General features: G+C 63.8%; 11 protein-coding genes. 4 read left to right on the top strand and 7 right to left on the bottom strand.

The window, feature by feature from the left end:
• Positions 1–9: 9 nt before the first annotated feature.
• The 5 genes from XH79_RS00355 to XH79_RS00375 form a co-directional block, all read right to left on the bottom strand.
• Positions 10–675 (bottom strand): TadE/TadG family type IV pilus assembly protein, encoded by a 666-nt coding sequence (locus XH79_RS00355; protein WP_271580234.1) that lies wholly within the window; start codon positions 673–675, stop codon positions 10–12.
• Complete coding sequence (locus XH79_RS00360; RefSeq protein ID WP_271580235.1) at positions 675–1,235, bottom strand: TadE/TadG family type IV pilus assembly protein; 561 nt, start codon at positions 1,233–1,235, stop codon at positions 675–677. The genes XH79_RS00355 and XH79_RS00360 overlap by 1 nt, the downstream gene beginning before the upstream one ends.
• Before the next feature lie 11 nt (positions 1,236–1,246).
• Positions 1,247–2,674, bottom strand: coding sequence for a TadE/TadG family type IV pilus assembly protein (locus XH79_RS00365; RefSeq protein WP_271580236.1), 1,428 nt, complete (start codon positions 2,672–2,674; stop codon positions 1,247–1,249).
• 319 nt (positions 2,675–2,993) lie between these two features.
• On the bottom strand, positions 2,994–4,553 hold the full coding sequence (locus tag XH79_RS00370) for an acyl-CoA carboxylase subunit beta (protein ID WP_271580237.1): 1,560 nt from the start codon (positions 4,551–4,553) through the stop codon (positions 2,994–2,996).
• The gene (locus XH79_RS00375; RefSeq protein ID WP_212337567.1) at positions 4,483–5,457 is read right to left on the bottom strand and encodes an IclR family transcriptional regulator; all 975 of its coding nucleotides are present in this window, start codon (positions 5,455–5,457) and stop codon (positions 4,483–4,485) included. The genes XH79_RS00370 and XH79_RS00375 overlap by 71 nt, the downstream gene beginning before the upstream one ends.
• A 96-nt stretch (positions 5,458–5,553) precedes the next feature.
• Between XH79_RS00375 and XH79_RS00380 the strand changes: the two genes are divergently transcribed.
• From XH79_RS00380 to glsA, 4 genes are all read left to right on the top strand, one after another.
• Positions 5,554–5,775, top strand: a complete 222-nt coding sequence (locus tag XH79_RS00380) for an acetyl-CoA carboxylase biotin carboxyl carrier protein subunit (RefSeq protein ID WP_194387824.1) — start codon at positions 5,554–5,556, stop codon at positions 5,773–5,775.
• Positions 5,776–5,942: 167 nt separating this feature from the next.
• The gene (locus XH79_RS00385; protein ID WP_271580238.1) at positions 5,943–7,106 is read left to right on the top strand and encodes a TAXI family TRAP transporter solute-binding subunit; all 1,164 of its coding nucleotides are present in this window, start codon (positions 5,943–5,945) and stop codon (positions 7,104–7,106) included.
• Positions 7,107–7,149: 43 nt separating this feature from the next.
• Positions 7,150–9,348 carry a TRAP transporter permease gene (locus tag XH79_RS00390; RefSeq protein ID WP_271580239.1) on the top strand — a complete coding sequence of 733 codons (2,199 nt, stop codon included), beginning with the start codon at positions 7,150–7,152 and terminating at the stop codon, positions 9,346–9,348.
• Positions 9,349–9,369: 21 nt separating this feature from the next.
• On the top strand, positions 9,370–11,211 hold the full coding sequence (gene glsA / locus XH79_RS00395) for a glutaminase A (protein WP_271580240.1): 1,842 nt from the start codon (positions 9,370–9,372) through the stop codon (positions 11,209–11,211).
• A 5-nt stretch (positions 11,212–11,216) separates the two neighbouring features.
• Here the strand turns inward: glsA and XH79_RS00400 are convergent, their stop codons facing one another.
• Entirely contained in the window at positions 11,217–11,519 is a 303-nt protein-coding gene (locus XH79_RS00400; protein ID WP_211403189.1) for a nucleoside triphosphate pyrophosphohydrolase family protein, read from the bottom strand.
• Positions 11,520–11,545: 26 nt separating this feature from the next.
• Positions 11,546–12,073, bottom strand: coding sequence for a carboxymuconolactone decarboxylase family protein (locus XH79_RS00405; protein WP_271580241.1), 528 nt, complete (start codon positions 12,071–12,073; stop codon positions 11,546–11,548).
• Positions 12,074–12,189: the final 116 nt, after the last annotated feature.

Genomic DNA, 12,189 nt, shown 5'->3' on the forward strand with positions numbered 1-12,189 from the left:
TTGACGCCCTTAGCAGCTCTTTTGCTGCAGATGCTGGATGCATGTGCAGGTCGTCGACGACGACGAATACTTCACGTCGTAGTACGGAAAGCTCGACACGGCCGGGCTGTTCGTCGAGCAGCGCGGGAACAGGTAATAGCTGTCGCTCAGCTTCACGGTACCGGCGATGGTGTAGCCGAGATTCGTCGTGTAATTATAGGAAACCTCGCTCAGAATGAGCGAGATGTTCGCATTAGTGGGATTCTTCGGGTCAGGTGCGGTGAACGAGGACAACGTCATCGGATCACCCTTCTTTCTCGCTCCCGTCGAACTGGTCGACTCGCTCCATTGGACAGTCGCGTTTCCACTGCTGTCGGTAGAGACTTCGGACACCGTGATCGTAATGAGTGAGACGCCGCTACCATCCTTGACGGGATAAGGCGCCATGATTGCCTGCGCCGAGCCGAGAATGGCTTGCATGCGGGCCGTGCTGATTGACGTGTTCTGCGTGACCATGTCGACGACACTGTGCGCGGTGGCGCTGACCTTGACGTTCATCGCCAGCCCGTTCCCGAGCTCGACGCCGCCGATGTAGAGCACCAGCATGAACGGCGCCACGATGGCGAACTCAGTCGCTGCAACAGCGCGGACATCGGCTAGCAGGCACCGAGCGCGAGACGACAAGGCGGCGATCATCAGGAGGCTCCTGGCTCGTTCTGGAACGCGGCCGACGACGTGAGCAGCCGGTTGCCGGTCGAAAGGTTCGAGAGGTTGAAACCGAGCGGCCCGAGCGTGACGGGCCATACGTACATCACCCGAAGAACGACGATGTCGCCGGCATCTCCCGGATTGTATTGCCAGGTGTTCGTGACGGCTCCCGAACTGTCGAAGGTCAAGGTCGGCATGCCTGTGTTGGCGGCAGACCACGAATTGGCCACCTGCAGGTCAACCATCAGACCACTGCAGGTGAACAGGATCGAGATCTGATCGCAGACCTTCTGCTTGAAGGCGGCCTGGGTCATCTGCGAAGACTGCACCTGCCCGGTCATGACCAGGCGCGCGGATTGACGCGTGATGTTCTCGAGCAGCTGTTGGGCAAAGAAGACGAGGAACGTCTGAATGAGGGCGATGATGAGGGCGATGAACGGCGCGGCCACGAGCGCGAATTCGACGGCCGTGGCCCCCCTGCTGTCTCGCGCGAAAGCAGCGCAGCGATTGCGGCGTCTCTTCGTTGTTGCAACACCCGGCCCCGTCATGGCGCTTTTCCCTACTGCACGAGGCTGGCTGTGCTGGACGCGACCTTGATGAACAGGTTGGTCAGCGCCGCGGAAATGTCGCCACCTGTCTGCACACTCGCATACAGGCCAGGCGATGCGCACGATTGCAGCCGTTGTGCGATCGTGCCGGTAGACGAGGATGGATTGTTGAATTGCGCGATGCGGCTGTTGTACCAGCTGTCGGTCGTCAGTTGCAGATACTCGGTGTAGAGGACCGCGATGCGAATGCCGCGGTTCTTGATCGTCGTGCAGATCGTCGTGTCGAGCGGCTGCTGGCAGCGCACGGTCGTGCTGCTGCCCGTCGGAAGCGGATAGGTGGCGGCTGCATCGCAGGTGCCCGGCTTCGGCATCAGCTTGTCTTCGACGCCGTCGGTGACGAGGAAGACCACCTCCTGCGGCGTGTCGCCCGACTGGTTGGTGCCGGTGCCCGGCGCCGGCATCACGGCATTGACGCCCGTGAGCCCGCCCGAGATATCCGTGCCGTAGTCGGTGCTGTAGACGCAATTGCCCGAGCTGTTGGTGATGATGCAGTTCTGGTGGTCGACCGTCATCAGCTGAATGTTGGAGATCTTCGTGCCGGCGCTGGTCGGGGTGGTCAGCGTCTGGATCGTGTTCAGGCCGTAGTCGAAGGTATAGATGGCGGCGTTGTAGGTCGTGTTGTTGAGTGCAGCCATGCACTGCATGACGCCGCCCGACACACCCGATTGCGGGCAAGTCCAGGGTCCGACCATCAATTGCGTGACGGCATTCTGCACGAGGTCGATACGCAGCGTGATGTTGTTCGCGCGGGCGATGTAGAGGTTGTCCTTGGTCGAGGACGATGCGCCGCTGTCTTTTTGCGGATTTGTCTCGTGACAGGCGAACGCGCAGTTCTTCGACCCCGAAGGCTGGTTCTTCGTGGCCGTGATCATGTTGTTGATGTCGGTCTGGGTCGCTGCGATCGCCATCGACGGCGAGTCGTCCAGCAGCAGGTAGAAATTCATGTTGGGCGCGCTCGAGGCCTTCGCCGTCGAGGAGCCGCCGATCTGCCAGGTCTGCCGGCCGAGAACGCCGGGGAAATTGTTCACGGACTGCGCGGTGTAGGACACCGTGATGGTCCGCGCCAGGCCGGAATCGGTGACGGTGACCGTCGGCGTCGGAACGGACGACAGGCCCGGGAGGTTCGCCTTGGCGGCGAATACGGCTTGCGCGGTCGCCTTGACCACGGCGCTATCGGTCTGCGTCAGCATCGCCGGCCTGACGGCCGCGATCGCGGCGGCGTCGGCGGCCGCGTTCAATTGCTCCCGCTTGCGCAATGCCAACGTATAGTCGAGCGCCATGCCCAGCAGAAAGATGGTCGGAACCATCATCAGGGCGAAGATGATGGCGACGTTGGCCTTGCGGTCTCTGGCGAAACGAAGCATTGCGCGGCGGAGCATTGCCCTTAACCCTGATTGCCGTCGTTGCGGCAGCGACACATCCCGAAACTGGTGATCGGGGCGGATTGAGGGGTTTTCAGCCCATTCCTCGCCTCATCACGGGCGGAATATGAGGATGGGCTTCTTAATCAACGCTTACGGGCAATCCATAAACATGGACTGCAACAAATTGAGATGTGTCTTATTGAGAAGGCATCATTAACGCCAATTAAACAGGTTCCCGGAGATTGCAGCGATGGGGTGCCGGGAGACGCGCGGCGGGCGGCGCCCCGACCGGCAGTATCGCCGAGGTCGAAGCCGCCGCCGCGTCAATCCGCCCTCACGGCCTGATCGTCATGTTCTCCGGCGGCCCTGCTTTCCGCAGCGGCTCGGCCAGCCGCGCGAACTCGCACAGCAGCGACCGCGTCTTCCTGGGATCGATGATCTCCTCGACCCAGAATTTTTCGGCCGAGCGGAACGGCGAGCGCAGCTTGTTCAGCCGCTCCTCGATCTCCTTGAGCTTGCCCGGCTTGTCCTCGGCCGCATCGATGTCGGCGCGGTAGGCGGCCTCGATGCCGCCTTCGAGCGGCAGCGAGCCCCAATAGGCTGACGGCCAGGCGTAGCGGATCGAGAAGCGATCGGCCGGCTGATGCACGACACCCGCCACACCAAAAGCGTTGCGCAGGATCACGGTGCACCAGGGCACGGTGGTCTGGTTGACCGCGGCCATGGCGCGGACGCCGTGGCGGATGGTGGCGGCCTTCTCGGCATCGAGGCCGATCATGAAGCCGGGGCAATCCATGAGATAGACCACCGGCAGATGGAAGGTCTCGGCGAAATCCACCCAGCGCACGACCTTCTGGCAGGCATCCGCCGTCCAGGAGCCGCCATAGTGGAAACTGTCGCTGGCAAGCACCATCGCCGCCCTGCCCTCGAGCCGCGCGAGACCGACGATAACAGGCTTGCCGAAATTCTTGGCGACCTCGAAGAACGAGCCCTTGTCGACGACGGACTCGATAATGGGGCGCATCTTGTAAACTTGCTTGCGGTTGCGCGGCACCGCGTTCATCAGCGCTTCGTCGCTGCGCTCGGGACTGTCGATGCAGGGCAAGGTCGGCGGCAGCTCGTAGACCGACGACGGCAGATAAGAGAGGAAGCGGCGCGCGCAGGCAAACGCCTCCTCTTCGGTGTCGACGGCATGATCGACCGCACCGGCGCGGGTCTGGATCTCGGCGCCGCCGAGCTCCTCCTTCGAGAGATCCTGCCCGAGCGCCTTCACCACTGGCGGGCCCGCGACGAACATCGCGGACTTCCGCGTCATGATGGAATAGTGGCTGGCGGCGAGACGCGCCGCACCTAAGCCCGCGACCGAGCCGAGGCCGAGCGCGACCACCGGCACGCGCGACAGGTTCTCGGTCGTGAAGCGATACCAGCGCGTGCCGCCGATGCCGCCCGGCAGATTCGCCGCGCCCTTGGTCTCGATGGTCTTGACCGAGCCGCCGCCGCCGGATCCCTCGATGATGCGGACGATGGGCAGACGGAAGTCGTGCGCCATCTCCTCCGCCATCAGCGGCTTGGCCGAGATCGACGCATCGGCCGAGCCGCCACGCACGGTGAAATCGTCGCCGACCACGACGACGGTGCGGCCGTCGACGCGCGCGCGGCCGAACACGCAGTTCGCCGGCGTCAGTTTCTTCAGATCGCCGCTGGAATCGTACTCGCCGATGCCGGAGACGGCACCGATCTCGTGGAAGCTGCCCTTGTCGATCAGCTTGTCGATACGCTCCCGAACAGTCAGCCGGCCCTGGTCATGCTGTCGCTTGACCTTGTCAACGCCGCCCATCTCCCGCGCGAAGGCTTCGCGCCGGGCGAGCTCGTCGAGTTCCGGCTTCCAGTTCATTCACTCCCTCCGAATTGATCGGCTTGTTATTGTTGTGCACGGCCATCGCGACCGGTTTACGCGAGATGCGGTTGTTGAAGACGTCGCCTTCCGCGCCCTCCATCAGGCTGCCGAGCGAACGGCCGAGCGCGAGCATCAGCGGAGCGACCTCGTCATGCAGACGCTGCTCGTCATACATCGCCGAGAGAAGACCGATCGTGATGACGACGAAGGTCTGGTACTGCGGCGACCAGATCGGCATCGCGAGGCCGTTGATGTGCGGGCTCCACAGGCCGCAGGCCACGACATAGCCGCGCTCGCGCAGCGACTGCCGGTTGGCCTCGATGCGAGGCTTGAGGATCTTCGCAGCTTCGGGCGCCTCGCGCTCCATCTCCGCGATGAAGGCATCGCCGACTTCCGGCGCCAGCGCCGCGGTATAGGCCGCGCCTGCCGCGGTCGAGGCCATCGAGATGCGGCTGCCGGTGCCCTCGTGCAGGCCGAGCGCAGAGGCCGAGCGCGCGAACTGGAGATAGACGAGATGGAAGCGGTCGGGCACGACGAAGCCCACCGTGCCCGGCAGCTGCTCGGCGACTTCCTGGAGCCGCTGGCGGATCATGCTGCGCAGCTGCGCGCCCTTCATCATCGAGGCGCTCATCGCCACCGCGCTCGGGCCGATGCGATACTTTTGGTCACGCGGCAGGTAAACCAGTTGCCCCATGCGCGTCAGCGTGTGCGTGAGCCGCGACACTGTCGAGCGCGGCAGGCCGCAGCGGTTTGAAATCTCGAGATTGCCGAGCCTTGCCTCGTGGCCCTCGAAGCATCGCAACACGTCGAACGCGCGCGACACCACCTGGATGACATCACCCTCACCGGCTTCGCCAGCGAGCGCACCTTGCCTACTCAACCGCTCCGAACGTCGTCCCATGTTCCCTACCGTTGTGTTCCGCTCTGCGGAATTAAATTCCACTTGCAGACGAAGCTACCTCAGGCATTTTGCGACGACAACAAAAAGGCGATTGGCATGCCAGAAATAAAGATCGTCACTGAAATCGCGGGGCGCATTTGCGCAACTCCCGTGCAGGTTGGAGGAACCGTCGCGGATGGTGACGACGTTGTGGTCGTCGAAGCGATGAAGATGGAGATCCCGGTGCCCTCGCCTGCAAGCGGAACGATCACATCGCTTCTGGTGAAGCTCGACGATGTCGTTGCCGAGGGACAGGCGATCGCGATCGTCGCGAACTGACTGCGTCATCCCTGGTTTCCGCGACAATCTGTCAGTCGCATTCCAGCATGCGCGGTACGGCGTTGCCATTGCCTGATGCGGATGACATGATCCGATTCAAATAAAAATCTGTTTCAAACAAAGAATGAAAGTCCTCGCGGCAAACGCGAGGATCATTGGAGGGAAACATGCTTCGTGGGCTGCTCGTGCTCGCGCCTGCCTTGGTGGCGGGCATTTCTTTTGCGTCTACACGCTATGCATTCGCCGAAGACGTCAAGCTGCCGGCGACATTGACGTTCACCGCCTATGACACCGGCACCGCCGGTTTCAACATCGCGGTCGGCGTCGGCAAGATGATGAAGGACAAATACAGCACCGACGTGCGCGTGCTGCCCGCAGGCAACGACGTCGCCCGCCTCGCGCCGCTGCGCGCCAAACGCGCGGCCTCAGCCGCGATGGGATCGGGTACCTATTTCGCGCAGGAAGGCGTGTTCGAGTTCGGCTCCAAGGAATGGGGGCCGCAGCCGCTCCAGATCCTGCTCTCGACGGTCGACTGCAATTGCGGTTCGCTTGCCGTCGCAGCCGACACTGGCGTGAAAGAACTGAAAGACCTGAAAGGCAAGCGCGTCGGCTTCGTGGTCGGCTCGCCCGCGCTGAACCAGAATTCGCTCGCCGTGCTCGCCTTCGCCGGCCTGACGCAGAAGGACGTCAAGGCCGTCGAGTTCGCCAGCTATGGCGCGATGTGGAAAGGCTTGATCAACAACGACGTCGATGCCGCCTTCGGCACCACCATCACCGGCCCCGCCAAGGAAGCCGAGACCTCGCCGCGCGGCCTGATCTGGCCGCCGCTGCCGGCCAAGGACAAGGAAGGCTGGGCGAGGATGCAGAAGGTCGGCTCGTTCTTCTTCCCGCAAGTCGCGACCTGCGGCGCCGGCATCTCGCCGGAGAAACCGGTCGAGCTCGGCAACTACCCCTACCCGATCTTCGTCGCCTACGCCTCGCAGCCGGCCGACCAGGTCTACGCGATCACCAAGGCGATGATCATCAATTACGACGCCTACAAGGATTCCGCGCCCGGCGCCGGCGGCCTTGCCGCCGATCGCCAGACCAAGAACTGGGTGGTGCCGGTGCATCCGGGCTCCGTGAAGGCGCTCAAGGAAGCCGGCCAATGGAGCGATGCGCAGGACGCGCACAACAACAAGCTGTTCAAGCGCCAGGAGGTGTTAGCTGCCGCCTGGACCGAGTACGGCAAGTCCAATCCACCGTCGGACGAAAAAGCCTTCCTCGACGGCTGGATGACGGCGCGCGCCGCGGCACTGGCCAAGGCCGACATGCCGAACGGGTTTGACTGATCGTTAGACTTGCCTGCCGCAGATCGTTTTGAGGAGAGCGCCGATGTCAGAGACTGCGGCAGCGCCGGCGAAGAAGATCGAGTTTGAGGATCCGCATCTCGGCGCCGCCGCCGATCTGCAGGAGGCCGAGGTCACGCGCGTCCGCACATTGAAGGGCGCGTGGCGCTGTGTATTGATGGTTGCCACGGCGGCCACCATCCTCCTCTGCGTCAACCAGCAATTCTCGCTGCGATTCTTCATCGACTACACCCAGCTCAACACCGAATACTTCTACCTGCTGATCGCCTTGATGCTGCCGTTCACCTTCCTGATCTTCCCGGGATCGGAGAAGGCGCCGCTCGACCGCATCCCCTGGTACGACCTTCTGCTGTTCGCGGCGACCTTCGGCTCGGCGATCTGGCTGATGCTCAATATTCGCAAGGCGGCGCAGCTCGGCTGGGAGTTCGACGGCGCGCCCACCAACGTGATCGCCGCCGGCCTCGTGATGTGGTTCGTGCTGATGGAGGCGCTGCGCCGCACCGGCGGCTGGAGCCTGCTGCTCAGCGTGCTGCCCTTCACGCTCTATCCGCTGTTCGCGGATTCGAGCTGGCTCGGGCCGTTCCGCGGCACGCAATCGACGCTGCAGCAGACCACGTCCTATCACATGCTCTCCGGCGAGAGCCTGCTCGGGATTCCCATCCAGGCCTTTGCCGACACCGTGATCGGCTTCCTGGTGTTCGGCACCGCACTGATGATGACGGGTGCGGGAAAGTTCTTCATCAACATCGCCTTTGCGATGTGCGGCACCTTCCGCGGTGGCGCGGCAAAGGTCTGCGTGTTCGCGTCCGGCCTGCTCGGCACCGTCGGCGGCAGCATCGTCTCCAACGTGCTGACCGCCGGCACGATGACGATCCCTGCGATGAAGAAGACCGGCTTCACGCCGTCCTATTCCGGCGCGATCGAGGCCTGCGCCTCGACCGGCGCGGTGCTGGCCCCGCCGGTGCTGGGAGCCACGGCTTTCGTCATGGCGCAGTTCATGAACACGGGCTATGCCGACGTCGCGCTCGCCGCGACCATTCCCTCGATCCTCTATTACGTCGGCCTGTTCGCGCAGGTCGACGCCTACGCCGCCCGCCACAAGCTGAAAGGCCTGCCGCGCGCCGAGCTGCCGCGGTTCTGGGACGCCTTCAAGGACGGCTGGTACTATCTGTTCGTGATCGTCGTGCTCGTGGTGATGCTGCTCTACTTCAAGCGCGAGAGCCATGCGCCGTTCTATGCCTCCGTGCTGCTGGTGATCCTGCACCAATGGTCGGGTCCGGCGCCGTGGAAGCTCGGCAACACGCTGGTGCTGGCCGGCTCGATCGCGGCAACGGCGGCGATGTTCTGGTTCGGCGTGCTCAACGCCGCACTGTGGGGCATGTGCCTCCTGGCGGCGCTGAACGAATTCTTCCCCGGCAAGAACTGGGGCGGCGCGCGCTGGCTGCAATTCCTCGAGCTCAACGGCAAGACGTTCGTCGAACTGATCGCGATCCTCGCAGGCTGCGGCCTGTTGATCGGCGCCTTCTCGCTGACCGGCGTGATCTCGAGCCTCGCCAACGATTTGCTCAGCATCGCGGGCGGCGATGCATTCCTGCTGCTGATCATGTGCGCGATCACCAGCCTGATCCTCGGGCTCGGGCTGACCACGACCTCCTGCTACATCTTCCTCGCCATTCTGGTCGCGCCCGCGCTGGAGAAGCTCGGGCTCAACAAGATGGCGGTGCACATGTTCATCTTCTATTGGGGCATGCTGTCCTCGATCACACCGCCGGTGGCGATCGCCTCCTTCGCAGCGGCAGGCATCGCCGGCGCGCCCGCGATGAAGACGGGCTGGGAGAGCATGTGGGTCGGCAGCATCATCTACTTCATCCCGTTCTTCTTCGTGCTCAATCCGGCGCTGCTGCTCCAGGGGCCCAATCCGTATCTGGAGGCGTTCGGGCTCACGGGACTTGCCTGTTTCGGCATCCTCTTCATCTGCGGCGGCATCCAGGGCTACCAGTCCTTCGTCGGCGACTTGCGCGGCGCGGGGATGCTGGAATGGCCGATCCGCGTGCTGCTGGTGATCGGCGGCTTCGTGGTCGCCACGCCCGGCGGCGGCATCATGCCGCTGTCCCAGATGCAGGTGACGCTGCTCGGCCTTGCCATCCTCGCGCCCACGGTTTTGATCGCCCTGCTGCTGGTCCGGCGGCAAACGCCGATGCCGAACGGGTTGCGCACACCCTGATTGCGTTGCACAAGAGAGGCGATGACATCGCCTCTCGCCTCCGCCTGGACCCGCTCGAACCCGCCTTTGCTGCGGTTTCTGAATACGTGCCTCAACGAATTCTCGGCCGAAACGTCCGGCCATGTGGCCGACTACATCCCCGAACTCGGCAAGGCCGACCCTGCCTATTTTGGCATCAGCCTCGCGACGCTGGACGGCCACGTCTATGAGGTGGGCGACAGCCGGGTGCCCTTCACCATCCAGTCGATGTCAAAGCCGTTCGTGTTCGCGCTGGCGCTGGACCTCCTGGGCGCGGCGAAGGTCGAGAGTGCGATCGGCGTCGAGCCTTCGGGCGATCCCTTCAATTCGATCCGGCTCAATTCCGACAACCATCCGTTCAACCCGATGGTCAATGCCGGCGCGATCGCCTGCACCGGGCTGATCTACGACAGCAAGGGCGCGGAGGCTTTTGAGCAGATCCGGCTTGCCCTCAGCCGCTTCGCCGGCCGCGACCTCGGCGTGGACGAGGCTGTCTACAGCTCCGAGAGCCAGACCGGTGACCGTAATCGCGCGATCGGCTATCTGCTCAAGACCAATGCGGTGATCTCGGACAACGTCGCCGGCGTGCTCGACGTCTATTTCCGGCAATGCGCGGTGCTGGTCACGGCGCGCGACATTGCTGTGATGGCGGCAACGCTCGCCAATCGCGGCGTCAACCCTGTCACCGGCGAGCAGGTGCTGACGCCCTATGCGATCTCGCGCACGCTGTCGGTGATGACGTCGTCGGGCATGTACGACTATGCCGGCGAATGGATCTACCGGATCGGCATCCCCGCCAAGAGCGGCGTCGGCGGCGGCATTCTGGCCGCGCTGCCCGCGCGTCTCGGCCTCGGCAGCTATTCGCCAAAACTCGACAAGCACGGCAACAGCGTGCGCGGCATCAAGGTCTGCGAGGCGCTGTCCTCGCACTACGACCTGCACATGCTCAACCGCAGCGACGACGCGCGCAACGCCGTCATCGCCGATTACGACATCGGCAAGAGTCCGTCCCGCCGCGTGCGCCGGCCGCAGGAGCGCGAGATCCTCGCCGCGCATGAGCAGGAGGTGCGGATCATCGAGCTGGTCGGCACGCTGTCGTTGTCGGCGGTGGACTACGTCTCGCGCCGGCTCGCCGGGCGGCCGCGGCCGCAATTCGTGATCTTCGACCTCCATCGCGTGACCTCGACCACGCGCGCCGGTGCGCGGCTCGTCGCCGAAGTCTTCGAGGAGCTCGCCGCACTCAATGTCACCGTGGTCCTGTCCGGTGTCCGGCGCGCCTCGAAGGAATGGAACAGCTTGCGCGAATGGACGGCGGAGCTGAAGAACGTCCGCGACTTCTACCTGCTCGACACCGCGATCGAATGGGCCGAAGACCAGATCGTCTACCGCTATGGCGGCTCGATCGACTTTCATGAGACCACCGAGCTCGCCGAACAGCCGCTGCTGGCAGGGCTGAGCGAGCAAGAGCTGACCGATCTCGCCTCGCTCTGCACCATCAGGACCTATCAGTCCGGCGCAAAAATCCTCACCACCGGCGATCCCGCCGACGCGCTGTACTTCCTGCGCAGCGGCGCCGTGCACGTCACGCTGCCCGACGGCGTGAGGTTGGCAACGCTCACCGCCGGCATGGCGTTCGGCGAGATGGCGCTGCTGGAGCCGACCCGCTCGGCCGACGTCTTCGCCGACATGGCGGCGACGGCGTTCGAAGCGCCGCTGAAGGAGTTCGAGCGCTTCCGCGAGCAGCACCCGCGCGCCAGCGAGTGCATCATGCGCAACCTCGCCCGGCTGCTGGCCGACCGCCTGATCGTCGCCAATGCCAAGGTGGATATTCTGACGTCGACGTGAGCCGCCTAGCGGCTCGCCGCCTCGCTGATCCGCCGCTTGATCTTGGCGGCGCTGGCCTTCAGCAATTCGGACGGCTGTTGGCCGGTCGCGGCGCACAGGCAGGCCCAGTAGTAGATGACATCGCCGAGCTCTTCGACGAGACCCGCCTTGTCGAGCCAGTCGTCGCGCAGCAGCTTCTTGATGTGCTCGGCGACCTCGCCGGATTCTCCGGCGAGGCCGAGCCCGAGATAGGACAGGCGCTCGTTCGAGGGATGCTCATCAACTTTCGCGATGGTGGCGGCCCAGGCCGCGTATTCGTCGATCGTCATGAGCATCCCTCTCCGCGGATTTTGGATCAGCCCACCACTTCGGTGACGGGCTGGAGATCGATCTCGAACGTCTCCAAGAACTTTGACGTCATGATGTAGAAGCCGACCGAGAGCTGGAGCTCGACCAGCGCGGCCGGCGTGAGCTTCGATGCGATCGCCTTGAACGTCGCATCCGTCGGCTTGTTCAGTTTCACGATCTCGTCGGTGAAGGCGAGCGCTGCGCGCTGCACCTCGTTGAAGCAGGTCGCGGCCTGCCAGTTCTCGAGCGCCTCGTTCTGCTCGTCGGTGACGCCGACATTCTTGCCGATGCGCTTGTGCGCGACGATCTCATACGGTGCCTCGCACAGGATCCCGGTGCGCGTGATCGCAAGCTCGCGCACGACCGGATCGAGCTCGCCCTTGTGCCTGATCGCGCCGCCAAGACGGCAGTACTGCTCAAAGTAGCTCGGCGAGTGCGCCATCATCCGGAAGATGTTGGCGTGGCGGTTCTTGTCGAGGATTTCGCGGGTACGGTCGGATGCCTTGGACGGGTCGCTGTACTGAATGCGGGCCATGATTTTCCTGAAGTTTTCCCAGATCTTTTGATGCTTTTTGTCGCCATCGGCGAGAGTTCCCTGAAACTGTAATTGCGAGCGGACGCAGGAGCAACATTATCGAGTCAAAATGCCGC

The sequence above is a fragment of the Bradyrhizobium sp. CCBAU 45389 genome, from assembly GCF_028128625.1.
Lineage (GTDB): Bacteria > Pseudomonadota > Alphaproteobacteria > Rhizobiales > Xanthobacteraceae > Bradyrhizobium > Bradyrhizobium liaoningense_B.